Genomic DNA, 25,687 nt, shown 5'->3' with positions numbered 1-25,687 from the left:
AATGAGCAACAGCAACCAGGCCCCCGAGCCCCGGACCCCTGGCTCCTACTCCACGGATGTCCCGACGGCGGCAAGCACCGATGCAGGAACGGCACCGGCCCGGGTGGGCACGGTGGTGTGGGGACTCATTGTCCTGGCCCTGGCGGCCCTGATCATCGTTGCGCAGCTGGGCATCGTGACCCTCAACGGCACCTACGTCCTGATCGGCCTTATGATCGGAGCCGGCGCCGCGCTGGTGGTGGGCGGCCTGCTGTCGGCCCGCAAACGTGACAACGAACCAACAACAGGGAAGTCTTGAACCATGGACAAGTTTTTCAGCATCGTCAGGGGCCTCGGCCTGAAACGCGGCCCGCAGCGTTGGCTCGGCGGGGTCCTGGGTGGCATCGCGGCAAAGCTGAACGTGGATGTGGCCTACGTCCGGATCGCCTTCCTGGTGTTTTGCCTGTTGCCAGGACCCGCCGTCGTCTTCTACCTCCTGGCGTGGGCGGTCCTTCCGGACCAGCGCAACGTGATCCCGCTCCAGACCTTCCTGGACCGGCGCTCACTGAACCGTCCCTGACTCACTGCAGCCCCTGCCCCCATCGGGCAGGGGCTGTTGTGTTGCCGGCGGACGGGCGCTTTGTAACCAGTTTGTGTCGTACCCCACACCTCCCACTACACTTCTAGATGAGCTCAGCGTGGCGCTCTGCCTGTAAACCCTCTCCCAGGATTTGAGCCAAACATGAAAATTGGAATCCTCACCAGCGGTGGCGACTGCCCCGGATTGAACGCGGTGATCCGCGGCGCCGTACTGAAAGGCATCGCCATCCACGGCCACGAGTTCGTCGGATTCCTCGACGGCTGGCGCGGCGTGGTGGAGGGCGACATCATCGACATCCCCCGCACCATGGTCCGTGGCATCGCCAAGCAGGGCGGCACCATCCTCGGCACCTCCCGCACCAACCCGTTCGACAACGGCGGCGGCCCCGAGGTCATCAAGGCCCACATGGACCGGCTGGGCATCGACGCCATCATCGCCATCGGCGGTGAGGGAACCCTCGCCGCCGCCAAGCGCCTCACCGACGCCGGCCTCAAGATCGTCGGCGTCCCCAAGACGGTGGACAACGACCTCGACGCCACCGACTACACCTTCGGTTTCGACACCGCCGTGCAAATCGCCACCGAAGCCATCGACCGGCTCCGCACCACCGGCGAATCCCACCACCGCTGCATGATCGCCGAAGTCATGGGCCGGCACGTGGGCTGGATCGCGCTGCACGCCGGCATGGCCGCAGGCGCCCACGCCATCCTCATCCCGGAGCAGAAGGTCAGCATCGAACAGATCACCGAGTGGGTGAACGAAGCCCACGCCCGCGGACGCGCACCCCTGGTGGTGGTGGCCGAAGGCTTCGTTCCGGAGCACATGGAAACCCCGCACTCCGAACGCGGCCTGGACACCTTCGGCCGTCCCCGCCTGGGCGGGATCGCCGACCAGCTGGCCCCGGAGCTTGAAGCCCGCACCGGCATCGAAACCCGCGCCACCATCCTGGGCCACATCCAGCGAGGCGGCGTCCCCTCCGCCTTCGACCGGGTCCTTGCCACCCGCCTCGGCATGGCCGCCATCGACTCAGTCGTGGAAGGTTACTGGGGCACGATGGTGGCCCTGAAGGGAACGGACATCGAGCACGTCGGCTTCCAGGATGCCCTGGGCCAGCTCAAGACCGTCCCCCAGCGCCGCTACGACGAAGCCGCCGTCCTCTTCGGCTGAGCTGTCCTGCCCGGTTGAGCGGTCTGGCCGCCCTAGGCTGGGAACATGACACTTGACCCCGGTTCCGCTGCCATCATCCAGCTTGCGTGGGCACGACGCCTCGGGTTGGACGACGACGCCTTCGGGGAAGCCCTCGCTTCCGGCCAACGCGTGGTCCGGGCTGACGAATCGGCCCGGACCGTGGAGTTCCTCCGCCTCTTCGGCAGTTCCGCCCTGGTGGCGCCGCAGTGGGTTATTGACGCCGCGGCGGGCATCCCGGACGAGGAGATGGCGCAGCACGTAACCCTCCTGACCCTGACCCGCTCCCACGGCGGGCACGGCCTGGGCGCCGCAGCCCTATTCTTCGCCGACGACCTGCCGCTCAAGCAGCCGGCCGGGGAGATGACCGTTTCGCACGGCAACCCCGAGGCCATCGAACTGGAGGGCCGGTGCCCGCCGGACGACGTCAACGAGGTTGGCCTCTCGGACCTGGAAAACCGCTACACCCTCGTCCACGAGGTTGAGGGACGGCGAATCCCCCTTGCCTGCGGGGCCTACACGGAGTGGGAGGGCCTGCTGGCGCACCTGGGTGTCCTGGTGGACCCGGAATGGCGCCGCCAGGGGCTCGGGACGCTGGCCGCTTCCATCGCGGCCCATGAAGCACTGGCAGCCGGGCTGACGCTGCAGTGGCGGACGGACGTCAGCAACACCGGAGCGCTGGCGCTTGCCCGGAAACTTGGCCTTTCAGCCGGCGGAATCCAGACCAGCGTCCACCTTGGCTGACGCGGGCGCTGCCATGCCCCAGCCCTGGACCGGCTGGGGTTTCGCGAAGAACAGCGCAACCGCAGCGCCGGCCAGGACCACCGCGGCGGGCAGCAGGATGGACTGGCCCATCGCCGTCGAGAATCCGCTGTGGAGGGCTTCCGGCAGGGTGCCGCTGAGGGCCATCCCTTCGCCGGCCGTGCCGGCCGGTCCCCCAGCGGGCAGTTCAGCCGCGAGCCGTGCCTGGATCAGCACGGCGATGGCTGCACTGCCCAGCACCGCCCCGAACTGCCGGGTGGTGTTGTAGACACCTGAGCCAGCCCCGGCCTGGCGCGGCGGAAGGTTACGGGTTGCAGTGGTGCTGAGCGGCGCCCAGATGCCGGCGTTCGCGAACCCCAGGACGGCGCTGGGCAGCAGGAAGAGCAGGATGGGCGTTCCGGGCTGCATCAGGAGCGCGTTCCAGGCCAAGGCAACGGCCATCAGGGTCAGGCCGGCCGCGGCCAGGTACTTGGGGTTGATCTGGTCCACAACCTTCCCCACCACCGGTGCCAGCCCGCCCGAGATGAGGGCCATGGGCACCATCAGCAGGGCTGACTGCGTGGGCGTCAGGCCGCGGACCATCTGGTAGTAGAAGATCAGCGGCAGCATGAATGCCGTGACGGTGAACCCCACCATGGTGATCCCCAGGTTGGCGAGCGAGAAGTTCCGGTCGTGGAACAGCCCCAGCGGCAGCAGCGGCTCGCCCTTGTTGTACCGCTGCCACACCACAAAGCCCGTCAGCACAACCAGGCCGGCGATGATCAGGCTCCACACGCTGACGGGTCCGGCGATGGTGCCCCAGTTGTACGTCTCGCCCTCCTGGATGCCGAAGACCAGGAGGAAGAGTCCGACGGCGCTGAGCACCACGCCCGGGATGTCGAACCGATGCTGGTGGGTGCTGAGGGCGGGAACGTTCCGCAGCGCCAGGATGAAGCCCACGACGCCGATGGGCAGGTTGATGAAGAAGATCCACTGCCAGCCCAGCCCGTCCACCAGGACGCCGCCCAGGATAGGTCCCACAAGGGTGGCCATCCCGGCGGTGGCTCCCCAGACCGACATGGCCGCCCCGCGCCGGTCGGGCGGGAAGATCCGGGTGATCACGGCCATGGTCTGGGGCGTCATGATGGCCGCACCCAGGCCCTGCAGCACGCGTGCGGCGATGAGCGTCTCCACGTTCCCGGCCAGTCCGCACCACAGCGAGGCAAGGGTGAACACCACCAGGCCCAGAAGGTAGAGCTTTTTGGGTCCGAACCGGTCGCCGAGCCTGCCGGTGATCAGCAGCGGCACCGCGTACGCCAGCAGGTAGGCGCTGGTCACCCAGATCACCGAGTTGATATCCGCGCCCAGGCCCTCCATGATCACGGGGTTTGCCACGGAGACGATGGTGCTGTCGATCAGGATCATGAAGAACCCGATCACCAGGGACCACAGGGCAGGCCAGGGCTTTGCTACGTTTTCCACTCGGTCATCTTTCAGGGTGTTGGCCGGGCAGACCCGGAAACGGCTAGCCGAGGAGGTCGAGGATCTCTTGGCGCGCGAACATCTGTGCCGCGGCGCGGGCCGAAGGGGAACCGGTGTCAGGATCCGCGCCGGCGTCCAGCAGCACACGGGCTACTTCGGGGTAGCCCTTGAATGCCGCCCCCGCCAGCGGTGTCTGCCCGCGGTCATTGGGCGTGTTGGCGTCTGCGCCGTGCTGGAGGACCAGCCGCACCGCATCCGCATGGCCGTGGTAGGCGGCCAGCATCAGGAGGGAGTCCCCGGCGGAGTTGGTCAGGTTGGCCGGTGCGCCTGCCTCAAGGTAGGCGCGCAACAGGTCGGTGTTGCCCTCCCTGGCCGCCTCGAAGAGGGTGTGGGCCAGGGCGACGGCGTCGTCGTCGGTCCCGGCGGTTGGTGCGGCGTTGTCAGTCATCAGCGTGGCCCCCTGAGGAATCCGGTCTGGCGCCCCACCACCTGGCCGGCGTCGGGGGCGACGATGAGTTCTTGGCTGGCGGGGTATGGCTCGTCCCCGTCCAGAACCGTCAGTATCTCATCCGGGGCCACCGAACGTTTTATGACCGCCAGCGCAACCGGGCCCATTTCGTAGTGCTGGGCCACCGAGGTCACCGTCCCCACCTTCCGGTCACCCACCAGGACGGGGCTGCCGGCGGCGGGCAGGGTGTGCTGCGATCCGTCCAGCTGCAGGAACACGAGGCGCCGCGGCGGATGTCCCAGGTTGTGGACGCGGGCAATGGTCTCCTGCCCCTTGTAGCAGCCCTTGGCCAGGTGCACTGCGGTGCGGAGGAGGTCAAGTTCGTGCGGGATGGTCTTGTCATCCGTCTCGGCACCGATCCGGGGCCGCCAGGCGGCCACGCGCAGGGCCTCGGCTGCGAGGGTACCGGCGAGGGGGCGCCCGGCGAGCGTCTCCTCCAGGGCTGCCGCGGGGACAAGGTATTCAAACCAGGGACGCTCCAGTCCAGGATGGTCGATCTCGGCAACCGTGGCATAGGAGAAGCCGCCGGCGCTGACCTGCGGCCACGGGTCCTGCCAGGCGAGCAGGCCGGACCATTCCGGGACCGCCCTGGTGCTGCCCACAACAGCCCACCCGGTGGAGACGTCCGCCACTTCAACCCGCAGCATGAACTTCATCCTGTTGAGGAACTCCGCCAGCGGGGCTGCCTCGGCGCCCTCGACAATCAGCCAGGTGGTCCCGCCGTCGTCAACCACCCGCGCATCAAACTCAATCCGCCCCTGCACGCTCAGGAGCAGCAACTCGCTGGACTCGCCCGGCGTCAGGCCGGTGACCTGCTGCGAGGAGAGGGTGTTGAGCCAGTTCAGCCGGTCCGGACCGGTGACGGTCACTACGCCGCGGTGGGAGAGGTCGACGACGGCGGTTCCGGCGGCCAGGGCGCGCTGTTCGCGCAGGGGCTCGCCGTAGTGGGCCGCGACGCCGGCGTCCGCGCCGGCCGCCTCAACGGCGCCAGGGCGCGACAACAGTGGGCTGGGAATAGTCATATGAAGTAGAAGTCCTTGGAGGCTAGCGATATTCCGGGTTTTCGAAATCGAACCGGGTCCCGGCGGACCATTCCTGCGGGAGGTTGCCGTAGGCGGGCAGGCCGCCGGCGTCCTTGAGGATCCGGGCCAGGTGCAGGAGGTTCCAGGTCATGAACGTCGTGTTCCGGTTGGTGAAGTCGCTTTCGGGGCCGCCCGAACCCTTGTCCAGGTAGCTTGGGCCGGGCCCCACGGGTCCGATCCACCCGGCGTCGGCCTGCGGCGGGATGCTGAAACCGATGTGCTGCAGGCTGTAGAGGATGTTCATGGAGCAGTGCTTGATCCCGTCCTCGTTGCCGGTAATCAGGCAGCCGCCCACCTTCGGGTAGAACGCCCACTGGCCCTTGCTGTTGAGTTCGCCGGAATGGGCGTACAGGCGTTCAATGAGCTTCTTGGTCTGTGAGGAGTTGTCGCCAAGCCAGATGGGACCGGCCACTATCACGATGTCCGCCGCATGGACCGCGGGGTAGAGCTCGGGCCACTCATCCGCCTGCCAGCCGTACTGCCTCATGTCCGGGTAGACGCCGCTGGCAATATCGTGGTCCACCGTGCGGATCACCCGGGTGCTGACACCCTGCTTTTCCATGATCCGCCGGCTGATGTTAATCAGGCCGTCGGTGTTGGACGTTTGCGGGGATTTCTTGAGCGTGCCGTTGAAGAAGACGGCCTTCAGGTCGCTGTAGTCCTTCAGGCTTTCGACTGTTCCCACGGCAGCGCTCCTTTGGTTACGAAACCCGTTTCAGGAAGGCCGAGGCGTGGGCTTCCAGGCCCTTGCCGCCTTCTCCCCCGGTTGCCACGTCCCAGCGCCACAGCAGGTTGCCGTCCACCAGCCCGAAGATGCGGGTAGCGGCGCTGTAGTCCTTGGAATGGCTGCCCCGCATCACCATGTCGGTGGTGAGCTGGATCTGGGGGCCCTTGATCTGCCCGTAGTACAGCTCCGAGATGCCGCCGGGATGGGAAATGGACACCGAGATGTCGAAGCCGCCCTCGCTGTTGCGCAGGGCCTCCACCTCATCGGCACTCTTCAAGGCAGGCACGATGTCCGCCGGGATCAGGCCCGGCCCGCCATCGGCGTCCAACTGCTTGCGCTCCAGCGCCCAGAAGCCGGTCTCGACGGTGAGCGGCCGCAGGCGGGTGCCTTCGTCGTCGGTCAGCCAGCTTTCCGCACGGTACTGAAGGTACGGCAGGCCGTTGTGGGTGAAGGAAACGTGCTGCAGGAAATGCTCCGAGTCCTCGTCCCCGCTGCCGAGCCGGCCGCGGCCTTCCCACTCGCCGATGAGCCAGGAAAGGGGAACGAGTTCAGGGGTCAGATCCGTAGGAATCTCAATGGGCACGGCAATTACCTCGAGATACAGCTAGCTCCGGAAAGTTCTGTCTACTTCTGGCCTTTGAAGAGGCGGTAGACCACAAAGCCGGCAAACCAGGCCATGGCGAGGCTGGCGATGCCGAGCAGGACAAGGAAGAAGATTTCAAAAGCAAGTACGGACATGATGCCATCCTAACGCGTTAGTAGATGAGTAGTTTGTCTATGAAGTAGGCAAGGGAACCCACCGCGGAGACGGGCGCCAGCCCCATGCTGAGCGCCGCAGGAACGTTCAGCGGGGCACCGCGGAGGGTGGCCATCCGGCGGAAACTGGCCAGCACGGCACCTACCACGACGCCGAAAATGGCGGCGGGAAGGACTTCTATGTCGGAGAGCACCAGGCCCGCGAGCGGCCCGGCAAGCCCGGCCAGGACCATGCCCAGCGGCGCCACCACACTGTCGGGCCACCGGATGAGTCCTGTGATCAATGCCACTGCGGCACTGATGGCCGCGACCAGGAGCATCTCGCGCACACCGTTGAACCTGGCTCCGGCAACCCATCCTGAGCCAAGGCAGGACAGCAGGACGCCCACGCAGCAGCCGAGCGTGGACTCAAGCCGCTGCGCCTGGCCGGTTCCCCGGATGAGCTGCACCACGAAGACTGCCATCATTCCCAAGGCAATGAATCCGGGCGTCCAGTCGAGGAAACCGGGTGCGGGCACCACCGCAGCGGCGATTGCGGAAGCTGCGCCGGGCAGGGCAATGACTGCTGCGAGCGTCTTCTTGGCCGGAATCCGCAGGAAGTGGGGCCAGCCGACGCCCACCGTGGCGGCGATCAGGACCGCCACGACCACCAGGGCTTCCCTGGTGGTGTAGACACCGGCGATGATGGCCGCGAGACCTGCGATTCCCACGAGGCCGATGGTCCAGGAGCCGAGTGAACGAACGGGTGCCTGCAGATCCGCCGTCATGCGGGACCCTGCCTCTGCTTAGCGTCTGCACTCACTGCGCTGCAATCCCATCCTGGCGTCGACCTGGGGCAGAGCCCCTTCCTGGCAGGGCATCCGGCCCTGGCTCAATCCTGCCTTATATGAACGGGATATGTCGCAAAACGTCCCGTTGCAGCGCGTGAAGCTCTGGTACCGCAGAGGGTGCCGGGTATACTCAAGGTTCAGCTAAGCGCCCTGCCGGGGTGGCTGGCCGGCAGCTTTCCACGCCGGCCGGAAACCCTTACGGGAGCCAGTACCCGCCGGTGGAAATCCGGTTCAGTCGCTCAATGATGCGCGGACGGCCCTTGGAGGAACAATGTCGCACATCCTGTTACTGACGAACAGCACCGGCACTTCGGTCGACATCCTGCCTGCCCTTGAATTGCTGAACCACCGGGTCCATATCCTCCCCGCCGAGCCCACGGCCCTGCTCGAAACAGACCCTTGCGACATCGTCCTGCTGGACGCGCGGAAGGACCTGGTGGGCGCCCGCTCGCTCACCCAGCTCCTGAAGGCCACCGGCCTCAGCGCCCCGCTGGTGCTGATCCTCACTGAAGGCGGCATGGCGGCCGTTTCCTCTGCCTGGGCTGTGGACGATATCGTCCTCGATTCGGCCGGCCCCGCCGAGGTGGAAGCGCGGATCCGACTGTCGGTGGCCCGGGCCGTACCTGAACAGGAAGACGCGCCAAGCGAAATCCGCGCCGCCGGCGTGGTCATCGACGAAGCCAGCTATACCGCCCGCGTAAACGGTGCTCCGCTGAACCTGACCTTCAAGGAATTCGAACTCCTGAAATACCTCGCCCAGCACCCCGGCCGGGTATTCACCCGCCAGCAGCTCCTCACCGAGGTGTGGGGCTACGACTACTACGGCGGCACCCGCACCGTGGACGTCCATGTCCGGCGCCTGCGCGCCAAGCTGGGCGCCGACCATGAGAACCTGATCAGCACCGTCCGCAACGTGGGGTACCGCCTCACCCTGGTGCGGCAGCAGGAAGACGAGCTCACCGAGGCCTGAGTGGTGGGCCTCCAACCCGTATAGCCTTGCTTCATGACTCCTGCGCATCCTGAGAAGTGGCCCGTCCATGTTGTCCGAGGCGGCGTTGACCAGCAGCTCCTGAAAGACTGCCGCGACCTGCTTGCCGCGGCCGAAGAGTCCGACGGCAATCCGTCCATCTCGGAACAGACCCTGGTGACCATGCGCGCCGGCGATTCCACAGGACACTCGCTGCTGACCTTGGCGCTGTACGCCCCTGATGAGGACTCGGATCCCGCCACGGGGCAGGATCTGGCGGGCTTCGCCGTCGTGGTCGAGGAAGCGGACGGCAGCGGAATCCTGGAGATCGCCGTCCACCCCTCCTACCGCAACCAGGGCGTGGCCGACCGCCTGGTGGGCGCCCTGGTCGAAACCCGGGGGCTGGACGGGTTGAAGGCCTGGTCCCACGGCAACCACGAGGCCGCCGCGGATCTCGCCGCCCGGTACGGTTACACGCCCGTGCGTGAACTGTGGAAGATGCGGATGACGACGGCGGGCGCTGACCTTCCCGACGCCGGCTTCCCGGAGGGGGTAACGCTCCGTGCCTTTGTGCCCGGTCAGGATGAGGAGGCATGGCTGGAGGTGAACAGGGCGGCCTTCGCAGACCATCCGGAGCAGGGCAACCTCACGCGGGCGGACCTTGAGGCACGCATGGCCGAGGACTGGTTCGACCCCGCGGGTTTCCTCCTGGCCGAGGATGCCGGCGGGCGGCTGCTGGGCTTCCACTGGACCAAGGTGCACCCGCAGCACGGCCCGCACCCTGCCATCGGCGAAGTCTATGTGGTGGGCGTGGCGCCCGAGGCACAGGGCATGGGGCTGGGCAAGGCGCTCACCGTCGCGGGGATCCGGCACCTCCAGGAGCAGGGGCTGCACGCCGTGATGCTGTACACCGACGCGGAGAATGCACCCGCCGTTTCCCTGTACCGCCGCCTGGGGTTCACCCGCTGGGACATGGATGTGATGTACGGGCCGGTGGCGGCCGGTTAGTCCAGTCGACTGACATGTGCGCCGGAGTACCCGGAAATCGAGGGTTTCGCGGCAATGAATGCTTGTAAGGTTGAAACAAGACCGCGCGGGCCGGAAGCACCAGCACCAAGCGCCAGGTAAAGGAGATGCCATGAACCCGGAACCTTCCGGAACAGCCACGTCCCAGGATGTTGCGGTTCCTGTACGCGCCCGCTTCGGTTCCTCCGAAGTACCGGCTTCCCGCGCCACCCAGGACCGCATTGACATTCCGGAATTTGCGCCGAACCTGCAGCCCGAGGGTGACATCCGCCCCGACCGCTTCCTGGACCGTGAACTGAGCTGGCTCGCCTTCAACTCCAGGGTCCTGGAACTTGCCGAAGATCCCTCCCTGCACCTCCTGGAACGCGTCAGCTTCCTGTCGATTTTCGCGTCCAACCTGGACGAGTTCTTCATGGTCCGTGTGGCGGGCCTGAAGCGCCGCATCGCCACGGGCCTGGCCGTCCCCTCCCCTGCTGGACTGAGCCCCGTGGAGGTTCTGGAAAGGATCAGTGAGGAAGCACACCGGCTGCAGCAGCGGCACGCGCAGGTGTACGCAGACCAGATCCGCCCGGCCCTGGCCTATGAGCACATCCACCTGATGCACTGGGACGAACTGGACGACGCCGCCAAGCAGCAGCTGAGCGCAATGTTCGCCGAGAAGGTCTTCCCCATCCTCACGCCGCTGGCGGTGGACCCGGCCCACCCGTTCCCGTATATTTCCGGGCTTTCCCTGAACCTGGCCGTGGTGGTGCGGAACCCGGTCAGCGACAAGGAACTGTTCGCCCGTGTCAAGGTGCCGGACCAGCTGCCGCGCCTGATCTCCATCGACGGTCCCCGCGCCGGCGCAGTGGCAGGCCGGGTGGCACGGTTCATCGCCCTCGAAGAAGTCATCGCCGTCCACCTGGACAAGCTCTTCCCCGGCATGGAGGTCCTGGAACACCACACCTTCCGGGTCACCCGCAACGAGGACGTGGAGGTGGAGGAAGACGACGCCGAAAACCTCCTGCAGGCGCTGGAGAAGGAACTGCTGCGCCGCCGCTTCGGTCCTCCCGTGCGGCTGGAAGTCACCAATGACATCAACCCCAACATCCGTGCGCTGCTGATCCGCGAACTGGGGGTGGAGGAATCCGAGGTGTACTCGGTGCCGGCTCCGCTGGACCTCCGCGGCCTGTCCGTCATTGCCGGCATTGACCGTGCCGATCTCCACTACCCCAAGCACGTCCCGCACACTTCCCGGTACCTGAACGAGTCCGAGACCTCCAAGGCCGCAAACGTCTTCGCGGCCATGCGCCGCCGCGACATCCTGCTGCACCACCCGTACGACTCGTTCTCCACCTCCGTCCAGGCGTTCCTGGAGCAGGCAGCTGCGGACCCCAAGGTCCAGGCCATCAAGCAGACGCTGTACCGAACGTCGGGCGACTCCCCCATCGTGGACGCCCTGATCGACGCCGCCGAAGCCGGCAAGCAGGTCCTGGCGCTCGTGGAGATCAAAGCCCGCTTCGACGAGCAGGCCAACATTTCCTGGGCGCGCAAGCTCGAGCAGGCCGGCGTGCACGTGGTCTACGGAATTGTGGGCCTGAAGACGCACTGCAAACTGTCGCTGGTGGTCCGGCAGGAAGTGGACGGGCTGCGCCGGTACTGCCACATCGGCACCGGCAATTACCACCCGCGTACCGCGCGGTACTACGAGGACCTTGGCCTTCTGACGGCCAACGACCAGGTGGGCGAGGACCTGTCCAAGCTGTTCAACCAGCTCTCCGGCTACGCCCCGAAGTCCACCTTCAAACGCCTGCTCGTTGCGCCGCGCTCGGTGCGGTCAGGGCTGATCGACCGGATCGAAACCGAAATCCGCAATGCCCGTGCCGGGGTACCCGGCCGGGTGCAGATCAAGGTGAACTCCATGGTGGATGAAGCAATCATCGATTCCCTGTACCGGGCTTCCCAGGCCGGTGTGAAGGTGGACGTGGTGGTCCGCGGCATCTGCTCCCTCCGGCCGGGTGTACCGGGCCTGAGCGAAAACATCACCGTCCGCTCCATCCTGGGCAGGTTCCTTGAGCACTCCCGGGTCTTCGCGTTCGCCAACGGCGGTGACCCCGTGGTGTACATCGGCTCCGCGGACATGATGCACCGCAACCTGGACCGCCGCGTGGAGGCCCTGGTCCAGCTGGCAAGCGCCGACGACATCAACTACGTCCTGGACCTGCTCAAGCGGTACATGGCACCCGAAACCGCCAGCTGGCACCTGGACAACGAGGGCGACTGGTCCCGGCACCATCTGGCCGAGGACGGCAGGCCGCTTGAGGACGTGCAGTCCTGGCTGCTCGCCTCGCGCCCCCGGCAGCGCAGCCTGAGCCGGCGGTAAGGGCAGCCGTTTTGTCGAGCGATGCACTCGTAGCTGACCAGACAGACCATCCCGGGGAACCAGTTGCAGTTACCGCTGCCGGCGCCCTCCCGTGGCGGGTGGCAAATGACAGGCTTGAAGTCCTGCTGATCCACCGCCCCCGCTATGACGACTGGTCATGGCCCAAAGGGAAAATTGACGACGGCGAGACCATCCCCGAATGCGCCCTCCGGGAGGTGCGGGAGGAGATCGGCCTGGACGCGCCTTTGGGCCGTCCGCTGCCGGCCATCCACTACCGCGTCGCGTCCGGCCTCAAGGTGGTTTTTTACTGGGCGGTGAAGGCCAATGGGACACGGCTGGTTCCGGACGGCAAGGAGGTGGACAGCGTCATGTGGTGCACCCCGGAGAAGGCGGCCAAGCTGCTCTCCAACCCCACCGACGTCGTGCCGCTGGAATACCTGCGCAAAGCCCACGAGGACGGCGAGCTGAACACCTGGCCGCTCATAGTCCTCCGGCACGCCAAAGCGAAGCCACGCTCCTCCTGGACCAAAGCCGAAGGTGAACGGCCACTGGCCGCCACCGGGACACGGCAGGCACAGGCAGTGGGACGGCTGCTGCAGGTCTGGCAGCCCCCGCGCGTGGTCACCAGCCCCTGGCTCCGGTGCGTGGCGACCGTTGCGCCCTATGCGAAGGCAGCAGGGGCGAAGGTTCGGATGGCGGAAGCCCTCACTGAGCACCGCCACCACCGCAGCCCGAAGAAGACCGCCGCCGTCGTCGAGGCCCTGTTCGACAAGCAGCGGCCTGTGGTGGTCTGCACCCACCGGCCCGCGCTGCCGACGGTCTTCGCGCAACTGGCGAAGCACATGCCGGGCCGGCTGAGCAGCCTCCTGCCCTCGGAGGAGCCGTACCTCTCCCCCGGCGAAGTGGTGGTCTGCCATGTGGCGCCCGGGGCAAAGAACCACGTGGTCGCCGTCGAGCAGTTCAAACCGTTCGACGACTGACCCGGCCGGGATTCAGAAAGGCGACAAGCAACCCCGATAGACTTGGGGCGTGAACATCCCAACGCCTTATGAAGACCTCCTGCGCGATGTCCTGGCTTCCGGCACGCACAAATCCGACCGGACCGGAACCGGAACCACCAGCGTTTTCGGGCGGCAGCTGCGTTTTGGCCTGTCGGAGAGCTTCCCGCTGATCACTACCAAGCGGGTGCATTTCAAATCCGTCGCGGTGGAGCTGCTGTGGTTCCTGCGCGGCGAAACCAACGTGAAGTGGATGCAGGACCAGGGGGTCACCATCTGGGACGAATGGGCAGACGCGGATGGCGACCTGGGGCCGGTTTACGGCGTCCAGTGGCGCAGCTGGCCCACCCCGGACGGCGGCCACATCGACCAGATCGCCGAGCTCGTGGAGGGCCTGAAGAACAACCCCGACTCGCGCCGCCACATCGTCTCGGCGTGGAACGTCTCCGAGCTGAGCGACATGGCCCTGCCGCCTTGCCACGCGTTCTTCCAGTTTTACGTGGCCAACGGCAGGCTGTCCTGCCAGCTGTACCAGCGCTCCGCGGACATGTTCCTGGGCGTGCCGTTCAATATCGCCTCCTACGCCCTGCTGACATGCATGCTCGCCCAACAGGTGGGCCTGGAGCCCGGCGAGTTCGTCTGGACCGGCGGCGATGTGCATATTTACGAAAACCACATGGACCAGGTCCTCAAGCAGCTGGAGCGGGAGCCTTACGAGTACCCGCAGCTGAAGATCAACCGGAAGCCGGCATCGATCTTCGACTACACGCTGGAGGATTTCGAAGTGGTGGGCTACAAGCACCACCCGACGATTAAGGCACCGATCGCCGTATGAGCACCGAGAACTTCACCGATCCGCAGTCCTTCACGGAGGAACTGGCCGCCTCGATCACGGGCGTCGGCCTGGTTTGGGCGCAGACCCCCGACGGCGTCATCGGCAAGGACGGGGACATGCCCTGGCACCTGCCCGAGGACCTCAAGCATTTCACCCGCCTGACCACCGGGCACCCGGTCATCATGGGCCGCAAGACCTGGCTGTCCTTCCCGGACAAGTACCGTCCGCTGCCCGGGCGGACGAACATCGTCATCACGCGGCAGAAGAGCTGGGCAGACACGCCTGAGGCGGAGGGCGCCGTCGTGGTTCCGTCGCTGGATGATGCGCTGCTGGAATCGCAGTTTGTCGACGGCGGAGACACCGTCTGGATCCTGGGCGGCGGGGAGATTTTCCGCCAGTCCACGGACCTGGCCAACGTTGCGGTGGTCACCACCATCGACGTGGAGGCCGACGGCGACACGTTCGCCCCCGAGCTTGGCACCAGCTGGGAGGCCACCGCCTCCGTTCCTCCGGACGGCTGGCTGACGGCCGCGAACGGCACACGCTACCGATTCACCAAATGGTCAAGGACCGAGGGCTAGGAACATGCTGAAGAAACCGGAAACCCTCTTTGTCCTGGGGTACATGCTGCTGCCGCTGCTTGCGCTGCTGTCCGCCATCGTGGGGCTGACCATGATCCTGGGCGGCAACAAGATCGCCGGCGCCATCGTGCTGGTGGTTGTCACGCAGGTCTTCGCCTTCGGCGCCTTCTTTGCCCTGCGGGCCCGCAAGGCAGCTGTGGTGGAGGAGTCCAAGCGGGGCTAGCTCATTGTGGCTGTGCCGGCTCTGCATGGGGAGCTCACCCCATCGCGGCTTGGCGGGGCCTGGCCTAGGCTGAAGCCTGCAGCCTGACGGACTGCTGTTTGGACAATATTGGGGGGATGCCGGGTGGCAGGAACTTTGTGGGGTGCCGACGTCGAGCAGCTGCGCACCTTGGCGCGGCAGTTCAGCAAGACCGCCGACATGCTGCAACAGCAGTCGCAGCAGCTGAGCGGCCAGATCAACAACAGCCCCGCGTGGAAAGGCCAGGACGCGTCGCGCTTCCGGTCCGACTGGAACGGCAACCACCGTGCACTGCTGCAGAAGACGGCGGCGCGGCTCCAGCAGGAGTCGAAGCTCCTCCTCACGCACGCGGATGAGCAGGAGAAGGCGTCTGCCACCGGAGGTGCCGGCAATTCCGGGCCCGGCACCGGGACAGCGGGCGGAAACGGACCGGGCAGACAAGTCCCGGGGCAGGGAAGCAACAACCCCTGGGGACCGGACTGGCTCGCAGACCCTGATTCGCCGTTCCGTGACGGCTGGGACATCTACGGCCTCACCAAGGCCTTCCCGAACCTCCGGGCGGGCCTGTTCGACATCGCCGCCATGCTGCAGAAGTCCCGCATCTCTGATTTCCTGGACCCGGCAGCCTGGCGGGCCTTCCAGAACTCCAACGAGTTCAGCAAGTTCTTCAACATGTCCAACAGCCTGTTCGAGGGCAAGTTCCACGAGGTCCTGAACCTCGCCGAGGGATCCAACGCCTTCAAGTACCTCGACGGATTCAGCAAGGGTTTGGGCGTTGTGGGCGTTGGTCTGGACAGCCTGGACGCCTTCAACAACTTCCAAGAGGGCGATTACGGCTCCGCCGCCTACTCCACCACGAAGGCCCTTTTGGGCGCCGGCTCGTTCCTTCCGCCGCCCGCCGGCACTGCGTGCATGGTGGCCAGCGGTGCCCTTGCCCTCTACGACAACGTCCCCGTCATCCATGATTCCGTGAACTACGTCGGGGATACGATCGCCGATGGGGCCGAGGCCGTTGGCGGCGCTATCAGTGACGGCGTGGACGCTGTCGGCGACTTTTTTGGCTTCTGAGAACTGAGGAGAACAACCAGTGACTGAAACAACCACAGCCAGGTCCTCCAGCCCCGGCCAAGGGTTTCCGGACGCGATCGGTTTTGGCTTCGCCGAGCTCCTGGTGCTCCTGAACCTGCGGCGCGGACCGGCCTCCGAAGCCTCTGCCAAGGCACTCCGGCTGGAAGGCGAACTCGACGACGCCTCCCTGCTCTCGGCGGGAGCGTCCTCCCTGGTGGCCCGCGGTGCAGCCACGGTGGGTGCGGACAAGGAGTTGTCGGTTGCGGGTCCGGTGGCAGCCGTTACGCATGCCCTGACGATGACCGAGAAGCTGGTGCAGATCAACCTCCTCACGGCCGGCTCCGTGGACAACGTCCTGTCCGTCGAGTCACCCGAATACCGGATCCTGCTGCAGCCACGGGCCTACCTCAGCTGGTTCGCGATGGCGCAGCGGCCGGACACCACACCGGCAGAAGCCAACTTCTTTCTCCTGCGCAAGCATCTTGAGGACAACCCCGACGGCGGAGCCACCATCCGCCTGCTCGACGGTTCCGACGGCAAACAACTTCTGGTCAAACGCAGCGGGGAGGGCTGGACCGTGGGCTACGGCCATCTTGATGCCCCTTCCGAGCCGATCCGGGAAATCTCAGGCCTCAGCGACGGCCAGGTGTTGGACCACATCCGATCGATCCGACAGGACTAGCATGCAGAACGGCAATCCGGGCAGTACTCCCGGCAGCGCACCCACGCCCGACGACCAGGTCCGCGCCTTTCACGAGCAGGCCCTGGCGCGCGGGGAAAAGCGTGTCCTGTTCCGAACGGTGGAGGGCGCGCTCCACAGCTATGAGAAGGACGAACTCGGTGTGGTCACCGCCAGTTCCCACCCGCAGGTGCGGTCCGCCGGAGGGTTCCTCATGATGGCTGTGTTCTTCGCTGCCTTGGCGGTTTTCTCGATCATGCTGGTGGCCGGGCCCACCAGCAGGGGCCAGGATCCGATGTGGGGAGCCCTGGTCCTCACTGTCGCCGGGGCCGCCGGCGTCCTCTACGCAGCACGGATGGCGGGCGTCGCCGCCAAGGCCAAACGGCTGAGGGCGGAACGGGGGATCCCGGAACCGACGGCCCGGCAGTTCGACCGGTAAGGGGCAGCCCTCCTGACAAAAGGGGCCTGCCTTGTTAGCCGCGCGCCGTCGTCGTGCCCTCAGGTCCGTGTAGCCGCCCGCCCGACGTGACGTAACCGACTGCGCCCCACGGGTCCCGACGTCTAAAATGGACGAATGACTACAGCAGCTACCCCTTCCGTCGGCCTGGTCGGATGGCGCGGCATGGTCGGTTCCGTCCTCATGCAGCGCATGCAGGACGAGGGCGACTTCGCCAACATCAACCCGGTGTTCTTCTCCACCTCCAACGCGGGAGGTGCCGCGCCGTCCTTTGCTGACGGCGCCGGCAAACTCGAGAACGCGTTTGACCTCGACACCCTGGCGAAGCTGCCCATTATCGTCACCGCCCAGGGCGGCGACTACACCAAGCAGGTCCACGGCGATCTGCGCAGCCGCGGCTGGGACGGCCTCTGGATCGACGCCGCCTCCACGCTGCGTATGAACGATGACTCAATCATCGTGCTGGATCCGATCAACCGCGACGTCATCGACAAGGGCCTGGTCAACGGCACCAAGGACTTCATCGGCGGCAACTGCACCGTCTCCTGCATGCTGATGGGCCTCGGCGGCCTGTTCAAGAACGGCCTGGTCGAGTGGGGCACCTCCATGACCTACCAGGCAGCCTCCGGCGGCGGGGCCCGGCACATGCGCGAGCTCCTCAGCCAGTTCGGCACGCTCAATGCTGAGGTCAGCACGGAACTGGACGACCCGGCGTCGGCCATCCTGGACATCGACCGCAAGGTCCTGGCCCACCAGCGCACCGACATCGACGCCACCCAGTTCGGCGTGCCGCTGGCCGGCTCCCTGATCCCCTGGATCGATGCCGACCTGGGCAACGGACAGTCGAAGGAAGAGTGGAAGGCCGGGGTCGAAACCAATAAGATCCTGGGCACCTCCGAGGAAAACCACGTCATCATGGACGGCCTGTGCGTCCGGATCGGCGCCATGCGTTCCCACTCCCAGGCGCTGACGCTCAAGCTCCGCGAGGACCTGTCCGTCGCCGAGATTGAGAAGCTTCTGGCCGAGGACAACGAGTGGGCCAAGGTGGTCCCCAATACGAAGGAAGCGTCCATGGCCGAGCTCACCCCGGTGGCCGCTTCCGGCACCCTGGACATCCCGGTCGGCCGCATCCGCAAGATGGAGATGGGACCGCAGTACATCAGCGCCTTCACCGTGGGCGACCAGCTCCTCTGGGGCGCCGCCGAGCCGCTGCGCCGCATGCTCAACATCGCCACCGGCAACCTGTAGACAGCTGCCGTCACAGCGGTCCTGCCCCGTTTGGGGCGGGGCCGCTCCTGCTTAACCGGCTGTCCCTCGCCGAGAGTGAGAGGGCGTCGGCCGGAAAGCCGCCACAAGTGAGAGGGCGTCGGCCGGAAAGCCGCCACAAGTGAGAGGGCGTCGCGGGGGTGGGGCCGGCTCAGGTGGCGAGGAAATCCCGGTACCGCCGGGAAGCCTTGTCGAAGGCTGCCTGCGCTGCCGGGCCAAGCGGGCGGTCGCCGTCAAAGAGTTCGGGTACGACGGCGGCGCGCTGGCCTTTGCCCGCAACGGCCCAGGTGCCGATCACCTCGCCTGCCGCAACAACTGTCTTCTTGAAGACCCCGTTGCCGCCGGGAACAACCAGGTTGGCATGCTCGGGCGGCAGGACAAGGCTCCGGTCGGTGTAGCCCAGCAGGAACTCGTCGAAGCCGGGCAGCAGCAGGACGGAGCGGCCGCCCGGGACCCTGCCTTCCAGCAGCACGGCGGTCTCCGGGGACATCCAGTAGCCCGTACCGTCAAACTTGAGCTCCACCAGCTCGCCGCGGATCTCCTCCAAAGCGGACCGGACTTCAGTCAAGGGAATCTGGGTCCACCAGGCGAAGTCGCGGACGGTGGCCGGGCCATGACTGCGGAAGTAACGGAACAGCCACTCGGCAACCGCCTCCGCCCGCTCCAGGCGCCGGGACTGCGGAATCCACTGATCAAACGCCACCAGCAGCTGCTGGTTCCCGGACAGCGGCCCCTGCACCAGCCAGCCGTGCCGGCACAGCGTTCCCAGGATGTGGACGCCCCGTTGCCCCTGCGTAGGCTGCCCCGCGGCATCGAAAACACTGAACAGCTCACTGCGGCTGGCTGGCCCGGCGGCTGCGAGGCGGTCGAGCGCGAGATCCCGGCACTTTTCGACGTCCGCCCAGGTGATCCCGAGTTCCCGGTGCCGGGCGGCGATGCCCTTGGTCAGCCGGTCCGCGGTGAGCTCCAGCATCCAGCCCAGGTCCTCGGGTGCCACCAGGTGCAGGGTTCCCCGCATCGGCCAGGACCTCACCACGCTTCCGGTGTCGAGTGCGGCCCGCATGGCGCTAATACCGGAGCCGGGAAGCCGAACGCCAACAGCCCACAAAGCCGCCTGCAGGTCCTGTGCCTGCATGGCCGTCATCCAACGGACCACGCCTGCCGGGGAGTCCGTGGCCTCCCCGGCTGCCGGCAGGCCCTGGGCCAGCAGCCTTTGGGACACCAGCCGCAGCCGGCCCAGCGTCCTGCCGTCAATCCGGTTACCCGCCTGCGCAGCCATGCCCTCATCCTACGGTCGCGGCGGAGCACGCAACACGGCGGCTAGGGTAGAACCATGACTTTGGGGAGTTTGTGGCAGTTGCCTGCGCGTAAAACCAGGAGATGGATGATCGGCGGGACGCTGGGCGTCCTGGCAGGAACTGCGCTGGGACTCATTTCCCTCTCCGCGTTCCTCAGCGCGGGGCGGTCAAACCCCCTTCTGCTGCTCCCCTCCCTCGCCCTGAGCCTTGGAGGCGGCTACGCCGTCCTGTTCCCCGCAATCGCGGTCAGCCGCAACGGCGTCCGCATCCACCGGGACTGGCGGCAGCACCCGCGGGCAGCCCGTCTCCTCTGGATCCTGTCACTCGCCGTGGCCGTCGCCGGGCTGGGCACCTGCATCGCTGCGGGGGCGGCAAACCCGAAGGCACCGGGCCTGCTGGTCTGGCTGTTCATGGGCATCTACCTGGCCCTCACCGGCTGGGCGTCAGCCCTCATGGGCGCTGCGGAAGTGCTCCGGCAGGGCTCGCCGGACGCTGAGCGGACTACAGCTCCAGCCCGATAAGCAGCGGCTCCGGGTGCAGTTCAATGCCAAAGCGGCGTTCGACGCCGGCCCTCACCTCACGGGCCACGGCCACCACGTCCGCCGCCCGGGCTGCGCCGCGGTTGGTGATTGCCAGCGTGTGCTTAGTGGACAGCGACGCCCGTCCGCCTGACACGCTGTCCCGCTCCAAGCCGAAGCCTTTCCCGAAGCCTGCCTGGTCGATGAGCCACGCAGCCGACAGCTTGACTAGCCCGTCGGCCCCCGCCGGGTACCGCGGCGCGGACTCAGGCAGCGCTTCAGCCACCGCCGCGGGAACGATGGGGTTGGTGAAGAACGAGCCTGTGGAATAGGTGTCCCGGTCCGCGGCGTCCCACACCATGCCCTTCGAAGCCCGGAGCCGGAGCACCTCGCGGCGGACGTCGGTGGCGTAAGCACGCTTGCCGGGCTCGACCCCCAAAGCACGGGCAAGTTCGGCATAGCGGATGGGTGCGCTCATCCGGCCGAGCGGAAGCTGGAATTCGACGGTGAGCACGATGTAGCGGGGCGAACCGTTGACGGTGGTCCGCTTGAGGATGGAGTCCCGGTATCCGAACTGCAGCTCGGAGTTGGTGAAGGTCCTGACGGCGTTCCGATCGCGGTCCCAGGTGCGCACCGCGGCGATGGTCTGGGAGACGTCGGCGCCGTAGGCACCCACGTTCTGGACGGGAGTGGCGCCTGTGGAACCGGGAATGCCGGAGAGCGCTTCGATTCCGGACCAGGCATGGCGGACGGCGTGCTCCACCAGCTGGTCCCAGTTGTGGCCTGCCTGCACCACCACGGCAACACCGCCGCAGGAGTCCTCGGCGTTCACGGTGAAGCCCTCGGAGGCGATCCTGACCACCGTGCCGGGGAACCCGTCGTCCGAGATCAGGAGGTTGGACCCGCCGCTGATGACCAGCACCTGTTCGCCCGCCTCATCCGCCGTGCGGATGGCCTCGATGATTTCGGCCTCGGTGCGCGCCTCGATGAAGGTGCCGGCAGGGCCGCCGACGGCGGAGGTGGTCAGGGAGGAAAGCAGGGTGGAAGTCACCCGTCCACAATACAAGGGAAAGTCAGGCAAGCTTCCGGGCCACGGGCGAGAGCAGGAAGCTCACCACCAGCATCACCATGACGGCGAGCAGCGAGTGCAGGATGCCCACGTGCTCGGCCAGCAGCCCCAGCAGCGGCGGCCCGCAGAGGAAGGCCCCGTATCCGATGGTGGACACCACGGAGACCCGGGCGGCAGCTTTGGCGGGGTCGTCGGCCGCAGCGGACATGCCCACCGGGAACCCCAGGGATGCGCCCAGGCCCCACACCGCCAGGCCAACGAATGCCAGCCAGGGCACCGGCGCAAAGACGAACAAGCCAAGTCCGGCAACCGCCATCGCCGCGCACCAGCGCATCACCGGCACCCGCCCGAATCGGTCCAGGACCAGGGTTCCGGCGAACCGTCCGATGGTCATGAACGTGACAAAGAGCCCGTATCCGGCAGCACCGGCGGCGTCTGACTGGCCGTGGCCGTCCGCCAGTGCCAGTGCTACCCAGTCCCCCGCCGCCCCTTCGGCCAGGGCGAGGCCCAGCACCAGCACCCCCAGGAGGAGGGTGCGCCGGTCCCGCCAGGCCTGGGCGATCTTGCGTTTGTTGTCCAGGGGCTCGTGGGCGGACTCCGAAGTGGCTGGAGAGATGACGGGAATCGGCCCGGTGCTGGGGTCCTCGAAGTTGTCCGGGGTGTACGTCCGCTCCGCCGCAACCGGGGTGATGTCGGCACGGAACCAGGACGCCGCCGTCGCTACGGAAACGGCAACCACCACGCCGGCAGCGGCCAAATGCGACGCCACCGGCAGGGAAACGGCGGCCGCTGCCGCACCCAGCCCGGCGCCGGCCACAGTCCCCAGGCTGAACGCGCCGTGAAGCCGAGGCATGATGTGCCGGCCAACGGCCCGCTCAACCGCCGCGCCCTCAACGTTGGACGCGGTGTTCCAGCTGCCGGTGCCCAGCCCGATGACGGCCAGGCCCAGCGCGGTGACCACCGGGCTGGCCAGGACAGAGGTACCGGCACCGGTCAACAGCAGGCCCACGCCCACCATGATGCTGCCGGTCCGGATGGTCCGCTTCGAACCCAGGCGGAGCACGATCAGCCCGGAGGCTGAAACGGACGCGAAGGAACCGAGCGTCATGCAGAGCAGGAGTACCCCCACGTTGCCCGGGGTGAGGTCCAGCGCGTCCCGGATGGCCGGGAGGCGGGACACCCAGGAGGCAAACGCCAGCCCGCTGGCGGCGTAGGCCACCACCACGGCGTTGCGCCAGCGGGTAACTTCACCGGCGGTGACAGTTGCCCCTGTGCCTTGCCTGGGTGTCAACGTGCCCGCTCAGGAAAGCCTGACGACGGCCTGGGCCTTCATCAGGACTTTTTGGCCGGCCGAGACAACGGTGAGGTCGACGCGTGCGGTGCCGGCCTCGGCGTCGAGCTTTCCTATGGTGCCGCTCACCTCGATGGTGGCCCCGGGCTGCTCCGTGCCGGTGGTGTCCGTGACCAGGACCGGCTTGGTGAAGCGGGTCTGGAAGTCGACGACGGCGGCCGGGTCGCCTGCCCAGTCGGTCACCAGCTGGACGGCCGAGCCCATGGTGAACATGCCGTGGGCGATGACGCCGGGCAGTTCCACGCTGGTGGCGAAGGCCTCGTTCCAGTGGATGGGGTTGAAGTCACCGGAGGCGCCGGCGTACTTGACCAGGTCGGCGCGGGTGACGTCGACGGTGCGGCTGCCGATCTCCTGGCCGGCGCTGAGTTCGTGGATGCTGGGGCTCATGGCTACTGTCCCTCTCCGCGGACCAGGATGGATGACGTGGTGGTGGTGACCTGCTCACGGGACTCGTCCGCGGCAAGGGCGAAAATTTCGGAACGGGTGGTGATCATCGCACCGCCGCCCATGGCACGGACGCCGTCCACGTGGAGTTCGGCCACCAGCCGGTCGCCGGCGAAGATGGGGCGGTGGTGGGTGAAGCGCTGGTCCGCGTGGACCACGCGGGAGAAGTCGATGCCGGCTTCCGGATCCTCGATGAGCTGGGCGTCGGCGCGCTGGGCGATGATGATGGCGAAGGTGGGCGGGGCCACCAGGTCATTGTGGCCCAGGGCCTTGGCGGCGTCGACGTCGAAGTGCGCAGGATGGGTGGCTTTCACGGCGCGGGCGAACTCGCGGATTTTCTCGCGGCCGACGTCGTACACCTCAGCGGCAGGGTAGCTGCGGCCCTGCAGGTCCGGATTGATAGTCATGGCCTCCAGCCTATCGCCCGCCTGCTGGAGGGCAGAAAAGCGGGTCCCGGCCAAGGAGGCAGGGAACCCTACCGGCGCAGCCGCTTGCGGATGGCCTGGCCGCGGACCACCATTCCGGCCACGTGCAGGACCAGGCCCAGCCCGATCAGCGGGAGGGAGGCCATGGCCAGCCCCTGGTTGCCGCTGGTGTTGCCCACCAGGTTCAGGATGATGCCGACGGCGATGAGCCCCATCGCGCTGAAAACCAGGACTTTGTAGCGGGTTGGCGCGGTGGCCCAGAATTCGTTCAGCACCCAGCCAGTTTACCGGGCCTCGGTGCAACGGTTCAGAACAGGGCTTCCTGCAGGGCCGGGACCTCGGAGGCGAAGTCGCCCAGGATGAGGGTGCGGGCGCCCAGCTGGGCAAGGTTCACCACGAAGGCGGCATCCGTGCCGTCCAGCCGGGCCAGGGCGTTGTGCCCGCTCAGGCCCATGATCTCGAAGCCGTGCCCACCGCTGTCCAGCGGGTGCGGGTACGGGTGCCGGGCCCCCGGGCCGTGCAGGACGGACGCCTGCCTGGGACGGATCCAGGGCTCGTCCACCACGGTGAACCCGTCGACGGCGGTATGCGCCAGCAGTGCACGGGCTTCGGCGGCGCGGCGGGCGTTGGTAGCATCCAGTTCGGGATCGGGCAGCGGCCGGAGCAGTGCCTCGGCTTTGGCGGCGGACCTGACTTGCTGGGGCAGGCCGGCTTCGGCCGTGACCAGGTCCTCGAGGATCCGGACCACCCTGCCGTCCCGGGCGCGGGCCACATACCGGGCCGCCGCGGCGCCCTGCTCTGCCAGCCGGTTCCACTTCCGCGGTCCGGATGCTGTTCCCACCTTGCTGGCACCGCCCGCGAAGGTGGCCACATACAGCCAGTGTTCCTGCATAAGGTACTCGCGCAGCCCGGGGGTGACGCGGCCGCCCCGGTGGAAGTCGTGGATGAGCCGCGATTCGTCCAGCATAAAGCAGCGCTCGCACTGCTTGCCCCGGGCCGCCGGGGCGCCCGCCGCGCACAGGACGTGGTCGCGGCGTGTCGAGGAGTGGACGCGCAGGTGCCCCAGGCAGGATTTTGCCGGGTCCTCGACGCGAAAGCCGAGCCTGGCCTCCGGGTGGAGGCTGACCTGCCGGAAGTCCCCGGACGGTGACTGGAGGCGCAGGACGGGCGCGCCGCCGTCGTCCGCTGCCCTTGACGCCGGCGGCCCATCCCAAGAGACCCCGTGGACCAGATAACGGGTATCGGCCAACGGGGTCCCGGAGGAAAGCGGGTGGGGCATCAGAGCGCGGGCTGGACTCCGAAGGCCACTGCGAGCTTCATGATTTTTTCGGCGCGGCCCAGGCGGGGAAGATCTGAGCCGTCGCGGATGACGCGGCCGTTGGCTTCGAAGTCGGTCATGAAGTCGGTGGCCCAGGCGACGTCGGACGGGGTGGGGCTGATGACCTCGTTGATGACCGGAGTCTGGTCGATGGCAAGGCACAGCTTGCCCGTCATGCCCATCATCACCGTGATGCCGGTCTGTTCGCGCAGGATGGGGTGGTTGGTGCCCACCGTGGGTCCGTCGATGGGGCCCGGGAGGTTGCCCACGCGGCTGGCGACCACGAGCTTGGCGCGGGGGTAGGCCATGGCCTCCGGGGTGGCAGCCATGCCCGTATCGCGGCGGAAGTCGCCGGAGCCGAAAGCCAGGCGGAACGCGCCCTGGGCCTTGGCGATGTTGTTGGCTTCCTCAATGCCGACGGCGGATTCCACCAGCGGGATGACGGGTGTCTTGCCGTCCATCCGGTGGAAGCTTTCGGTGACCTGGTCCGCGGATTCGGTCTTGGCGAGCATGACGCCCAGGAGCCCGGGGGTGCCGCGGAGGCCTGCGAGGTCGTCGGCCCAGAACGGGCTGGTGGCGTCATTGATGCGGACCCATGCCTTGCCGCCGGCGGTCAGCCAGTCGACGACGTTGCCGCGCGCCTGGTCCTTCTGCGAGGGGTCCACTGCATCTTCAATATCCAGGATGATCGAGTCGGCGCGGGAAACTGCCGACTGGTCAAAAAGCTCGGTCTTCATGGCATTAACCAGCAGCCAGGAGCGGGCGATTTCTGCGGGGATATTGCGTTCCGGCCTTACGGTCTCGGTGGCGATGGTAGACGTCATGCTTTCTACAGTATCCGCCCTGCAAGCGGCGCGGCGACGAAAATGGCCAGCTTGTGAGGATCAATACGA

The 25,687-nt window shown here is 67.1% G+C and carries 30 protein-coding genes; 16 read left to right on the top strand and 14 right to left on the bottom strand.

Features of this window, described 5'->3' with window-relative positions; translation table 11 throughout:
- The first annotated feature begins 1 nt into the window (after window position 1).
- The 4 genes from AC5RT3_RS01095 (at window position 2) to AC5RT3_RS01080 (ending at window position 2,509) form a co-directional block, all read left to right on the top strand.
- Window positions 2-298 carry a hypothetical protein gene (locus tag AC5RT3_RS01095; protein WP_494051010.1) on the top strand — a complete coding sequence of 99 codons (297 nt, stop codon included), beginning with the start codon at window positions 2-4 and terminating at the stop codon, window positions 296-298.
- Between the two features lie 3 nt (window positions 299-301).
- A complete protein-coding gene (locus AC5RT3_RS01090) occupies window positions 302-559 on the top strand; it encodes a PspC domain-containing protein (protein WP_009358328.1) in 258 nt (85 codons plus the stop codon).
- Between the two features lie 162 nt (window positions 560-721).
- Window positions 722-1,747: an ATP-dependent 6-phosphofructokinase gene (locus AC5RT3_RS01085; protein WP_494123302.1), complete on the top strand. Its 1,026-nt coding sequence runs from the start codon at window positions 722-724 to the stop codon at window positions 1,745-1,747.
- Window positions 1,748-1,792: 45 nt separating this feature from the next.
- The gene (locus tag AC5RT3_RS01080) at window positions 1,793-2,509 is read left to right on the top strand and encodes a GNAT family N-acetyltransferase (RefSeq protein WP_494123301.1); all 717 of its coding nucleotides are present in this window, start codon (window positions 1,793-1,795) and stop codon (window positions 2,507-2,509) included.
- On the opposite strand, the gene AC5RT3_RS01075 is transcribed toward AC5RT3_RS01080, so the two are convergent.
- The 6 genes from AC5RT3_RS01075 to AC5RT3_RS01050 form a co-directional block, all read right to left on the bottom strand.
- Entirely contained in the window at window positions 2,471-3,988 is a 1,518-nt protein-coding gene (locus tag AC5RT3_RS01075; protein ID WP_494123300.1) for a DHA2 family efflux MFS transporter permease subunit, read from the bottom strand. The genes AC5RT3_RS01080 and AC5RT3_RS01075 overlap by 39 nt on opposite strands.
- Window positions 3,989-4,031: 43 nt before the next feature.
- Window positions 4,032-4,436 carry an ankyrin repeat domain-containing protein gene (locus tag AC5RT3_RS01070; protein WP_494123299.1) on the bottom strand — a complete coding sequence of 135 codons (405 nt, stop codon included), beginning with the start codon at window positions 4,434-4,436 and terminating at the stop codon, window positions 4,032-4,034.
- Complete coding sequence (ygfZ, locus tag AC5RT3_RS01065) at window positions 4,436-5,518, bottom strand: CAF17-like 4Fe-4S cluster assembly/insertion protein YgfZ (RefSeq protein ID WP_494051015.1); 1,083 nt, start codon at window positions 5,516-5,518, stop codon at window positions 4,436-4,438. The genes AC5RT3_RS01070 and ygfZ overlap by 1 nt, the downstream gene beginning before the upstream one ends.
- Window positions 5,519-5,540: 22 nt before the next feature.
- Window positions 5,541-6,263 (bottom strand): flavodoxin family protein, encoded by a 723-nt coding sequence (locus tag AC5RT3_RS01060; protein ID WP_494123298.1) that lies wholly within the window; start codon window positions 6,261-6,263, stop codon window positions 5,541-5,543.
- Window positions 6,264-6,279: 16 nt separating this feature from the next.
- Window positions 6,280-6,888: a nitrobindin family protein gene (locus tag AC5RT3_RS01055; RefSeq protein ID WP_494008953.1), complete on the bottom strand. Its 609-nt coding sequence runs from the start codon at window positions 6,886-6,888 to the stop codon at window positions 6,280-6,282.
- 172 nt (window positions 6,889-7,060) lie between these two features.
- Window positions 7,061-7,828, bottom strand: a complete 768-nt coding sequence (locus AC5RT3_RS01050) for a permease (RefSeq protein ID WP_494123297.1) — start codon at window positions 7,826-7,828, stop codon at window positions 7,061-7,063.
- Between the two features lie 334 nt (window positions 7,829-8,162).
- On the opposite strand from AC5RT3_RS01050, the gene AC5RT3_RS01045 reads away from it, so the two are divergent.
- The 11 genes from AC5RT3_RS01045 (at window position 8,163) to asd (ending at window position 18,353) form a co-directional block, all read left to right on the top strand.
- Window positions 8,163-8,861 (top strand): winged helix-turn-helix transcriptional regulator, encoded by a 699-nt coding sequence (locus AC5RT3_RS01045; protein WP_494008955.1) that lies wholly within the window; start codon window positions 8,163-8,165, stop codon window positions 8,859-8,861.
- A 33-nt stretch (window positions 8,862-8,894) separates the two neighbouring features.
- A complete protein-coding gene (gene mshD, locus AC5RT3_RS01040; protein WP_494051019.1) occupies window positions 8,895-9,866 on the top strand; it encodes a mycothiol synthase in 972 nt (323 codons plus the stop codon).
- Between the two features lie 130 nt (window positions 9,867-9,996).
- A complete protein-coding gene (locus AC5RT3_RS01035; RefSeq protein WP_494051020.1) occupies window positions 9,997-12,246 on the top strand; it encodes an RNA degradosome polyphosphate kinase in 2,250 nt (749 codons plus the stop codon).
- Between the two features lie 11 nt (window positions 12,247-12,257).
- Window positions 12,258-13,226: an NUDIX hydrolase gene (locus AC5RT3_RS01030; protein ID WP_494123296.1), complete on the top strand. Its 969-nt coding sequence runs from the start codon at window positions 12,258-12,260 to the stop codon at window positions 13,224-13,226.
- 49 nt (window positions 13,227-13,275) lie between these two features.
- Window positions 13,276-14,079: a thymidylate synthase gene (locus AC5RT3_RS01025; protein ID WP_494051022.1), complete on the top strand. Its 804-nt coding sequence runs from the start codon at window positions 13,276-13,278 to the stop codon at window positions 14,077-14,079.
- Entirely contained in the window at window positions 14,076-14,660 is a 585-nt protein-coding gene (locus AC5RT3_RS01020; RefSeq protein WP_494051023.1) for a dihydrofolate reductase, read from the top strand. The genes AC5RT3_RS01025 and AC5RT3_RS01020 overlap by 4 nt, the downstream gene beginning before the upstream one ends.
- Window positions 14,661-14,664: 4 nt before the next feature.
- A complete protein-coding gene (locus tag AC5RT3_RS01015) occupies window positions 14,665-14,883 on the top strand; it encodes an NF038396 family protein (protein WP_138133130.1) in 219 nt (72 codons plus the stop codon).
- A gap of 123 nt (window positions 14,884-15,006) precedes the next feature.
- Complete coding sequence (locus AC5RT3_RS01010; RefSeq protein WP_494123295.1) at window positions 15,007-15,969, top strand: hypothetical protein; 963 nt, start codon at window positions 15,007-15,009, stop codon at window positions 15,967-15,969.
- Between the two features lie 19 nt (window positions 15,970-15,988).
- A complete protein-coding gene (locus AC5RT3_RS01005; RefSeq protein WP_494123294.1) occupies window positions 15,989-16,651 on the top strand; it encodes a hypothetical protein in 663 nt (220 codons plus the stop codon).
- A 1-nt stretch (window position 16,652) separates the two neighbouring features.
- A complete protein-coding gene (locus AC5RT3_RS01000) occupies window positions 16,653-17,087 on the top strand; it encodes a hypothetical protein (protein ID WP_494123293.1) in 435 nt (144 codons plus the stop codon).
- Between the two features lie 135 nt (window positions 17,088-17,222).
- Window positions 17,223-18,353, top strand: a complete 1,131-nt coding sequence (gene asd, locus AC5RT3_RS00995) for an aspartate-semialdehyde dehydrogenase (protein WP_494123292.1) — start codon at window positions 17,223-17,225, stop codon at window positions 18,351-18,353.
- A gap of 169 nt (window positions 18,354-18,522) precedes the next feature.
- On the opposite strand, the gene AC5RT3_RS00990 is transcribed toward asd, so the two are convergent.
- On the bottom strand, window positions 18,523-19,650 hold the full coding sequence (locus AC5RT3_RS00990; RefSeq protein ID WP_494123291.1) for a winged helix DNA-binding domain-containing protein: 1,128 nt from the start codon (window positions 19,648-19,650) through the stop codon (window positions 18,523-18,525).
- 105 nt (window positions 19,651-19,755) lie between these two features.
- On the opposite strand from AC5RT3_RS00990, the gene AC5RT3_RS00985 reads away from it, so the two are divergent.
- Window positions 19,756-20,190: a hypothetical protein gene (locus AC5RT3_RS00985; RefSeq protein ID WP_494123290.1), complete on the top strand. Its 435-nt coding sequence runs from the start codon at window positions 19,756-19,758 to the stop codon at window positions 20,188-20,190.
- On the opposite strand, the gene AC5RT3_RS00980 is transcribed toward AC5RT3_RS00985, so the two are convergent.
- The 7 genes from AC5RT3_RS00980 to AC5RT3_RS00950 all read right to left on the bottom strand — a co-directional run bounded on the left by AC5RT3_RS00980 (window position 20,171) and on the right by AC5RT3_RS00950 (window position 25,618).
- Window positions 20,171-21,238 carry a UDP-N-acetylmuramate dehydrogenase gene (locus AC5RT3_RS00980; protein WP_494123289.1) on the bottom strand — a complete coding sequence of 356 codons (1,068 nt, stop codon included), beginning with the start codon at window positions 21,236-21,238 and terminating at the stop codon, window positions 20,171-20,173. The genes AC5RT3_RS00985 and AC5RT3_RS00980 overlap by 20 nt on opposite strands.
- Before the next feature lie 22 nt (window positions 21,239-21,260).
- Window positions 21,261-22,547, bottom strand: a complete 1,287-nt coding sequence (locus tag AC5RT3_RS00975) for an MFS transporter (protein WP_494123288.1) — start codon at window positions 22,545-22,547, stop codon at window positions 21,261-21,263.
- Window positions 22,548-22,556: 9 nt separating this feature from the next.
- The gene (locus AC5RT3_RS00970) at window positions 22,557-22,994 is read right to left on the bottom strand and encodes a MaoC family dehydratase (RefSeq protein WP_494123287.1); all 438 of its coding nucleotides are present in this window, start codon (window positions 22,992-22,994) and stop codon (window positions 22,557-22,559) included.
- A 2-nt stretch (window positions 22,995-22,996) separates the two neighbouring features.
- Window positions 22,997-23,458 carry an FAS1-like dehydratase domain-containing protein gene (locus tag AC5RT3_RS00965; RefSeq protein WP_494008970.1) on the bottom strand — a complete coding sequence of 154 codons (462 nt, stop codon included), beginning with the start codon at window positions 23,456-23,458 and terminating at the stop codon, window positions 22,997-22,999.
- Window positions 23,459-23,526: 68 nt separating this feature from the next.
- Window positions 23,527-23,751 carry a DUF3188 domain-containing protein gene (locus tag AC5RT3_RS00960; RefSeq protein WP_133345727.1) on the bottom strand — a complete coding sequence of 75 codons (225 nt, stop codon included), beginning with the start codon at window positions 23,749-23,751 and terminating at the stop codon, window positions 23,527-23,529.
- A gap of 32 nt (window positions 23,752-23,783) precedes the next feature.
- Entirely contained in the window at window positions 23,784-24,755 is a 972-nt protein-coding gene (locus AC5RT3_RS00955; RefSeq protein WP_494123286.1) for a DUF2797 domain-containing protein, read from the bottom strand.
- Entirely contained in the window at window positions 24,755-25,618 is an 864-nt protein-coding gene (locus tag AC5RT3_RS00950) for an HpcH/HpaI aldolase/citrate lyase family protein (RefSeq protein ID WP_494008972.1), read from the bottom strand. Before AC5RT3_RS00950 ends, AC5RT3_RS00955 begins: the two co-directional genes overlap by 1 nt.
- Window positions 25,619-25,687: the final 69 nt, after the last annotated feature.

It is taken from the genome of Arthrobacter sp. Y3221159 (assembly GCF_059089885.1).
The sequence above is the reverse complement of the archived record's forward strand: the minus strand, read 5'-3'. Positions and strand labels throughout refer to the sequence as shown.

Coding starts and splice junctions, on each gene's coding strand:
- ygfZ (WP_494051015.1), bottom strand. CDS start 5,518: ATGACTATTCCCAGCCCACTGTTGTCGCGCCCTGGCGCCGTTGAGGCG.
- AC5RT3_RS01035 (WP_494051020.1), top strand. CDS start 9,997: ATGAACCCGGAACCTTCCGGAACAGCCACGTCCCAGGATGTTGCGGTT.
- AC5RT3_RS01085 (WP_494123302.1), top strand. CDS start 722: ATGAAAATTGGAATCCTCACCAGCGGTGGCGACTGCCCCGGATTGAAC.
- AC5RT3_RS00990 (WP_494123291.1), bottom strand. CDS start 19,650: ATGGCTGCGCAGGCGGGTAACCGGATTGACGGCAGGACGCTGGGCCGG.
- AC5RT3_RS01000 (WP_494123293.1), top strand. CDS start 16,653: ATGCAGAACGGCAATCCGGGCAGTACTCCCGGCAGCGCACCCACGCCC.
- AC5RT3_RS00955 (WP_494123286.1), bottom strand. CDS start 24,755: ATGCCCCACCCGCTTTCCTCCGGGACCCCGTTGGCCGATACCCGTTAT.
- AC5RT3_RS00970 (WP_494123287.1), bottom strand. CDS start 22,994: ATGAGCCCCAGCATCCACGAACTCAGCGCCGGCCAGGAGATCGGCAGC.
- AC5RT3_RS01070 (WP_494123299.1), bottom strand. CDS start 4,436: ATGACTGACAACGCCGCACCAACCGCCGGGACCGACGACGACGCCGTC.
- AC5RT3_RS01045 (WP_494008955.1), top strand. CDS start 8,163: ATGTCGCACATCCTGTTACTGACGAACAGCACCGGCACTTCGGTCGAC.
- AC5RT3_RS01015 (WP_138133130.1), top strand. CDS start 14,665: ATGCTGAAGAAACCGGAAACCCTCTTTGTCCTGGGGTACATGCTGCTG.
- AC5RT3_RS01050 (WP_494123297.1), bottom strand. CDS start 7,828: ATGACGGCGGATCTGCAGGCACCCGTTCGTTCACTCGGCTCCTGGACC.
- AC5RT3_RS01020 (WP_494051023.1), top strand. CDS start 14,076: ATGAGCACCGAGAACTTCACCGATCCGCAGTCCTTCACGGAGGAACTG.
- asd (WP_494123292.1), top strand. CDS start 17,223: ATGACTACAGCAGCTACCCCTTCCGTCGGCCTGGTCGGATGGCGCGGC.
- AC5RT3_RS00950 (WP_494008972.1), bottom strand. CDS start 25,618: ATGACGTCTACCATCGCCACCGAGACCGTAAGGCCGGAACGCAATATC.
- mshD (WP_494051019.1), top strand. CDS start 8,895: ATGACTCCTGCGCATCCTGAGAAGTGGCCCGTCCATGTTGTCCGAGGC.
- AC5RT3_RS01090 (WP_009358328.1), top strand. CDS start 302: ATGGACAAGTTTTTCAGCATCGTCAGGGGCCTCGGCCTGAAACGCGGC.
- AC5RT3_RS01080 (WP_494123301.1), top strand. CDS start 1,793: ATGACACTTGACCCCGGTTCCGCTGCCATCATCCAGCTTGCGTGGGCA.
- AC5RT3_RS01095 (WP_494051010.1), top strand. CDS start 2: ATGAGCAACAGCAACCAGGCCCCCGAGCCCCGGACCCCTGGCTCCTAC.
- AC5RT3_RS00985 (WP_494123290.1), top strand. CDS start 19,756: ATGATCGGCGGGACGCTGGGCGTCCTGGCAGGAACTGCGCTGGGACTC.
- AC5RT3_RS00965 (WP_494008970.1), bottom strand. CDS start 23,458: ATGACTATCAATCCGGACCTGCAGGGCCGCAGCTACCCTGCCGCTGAG.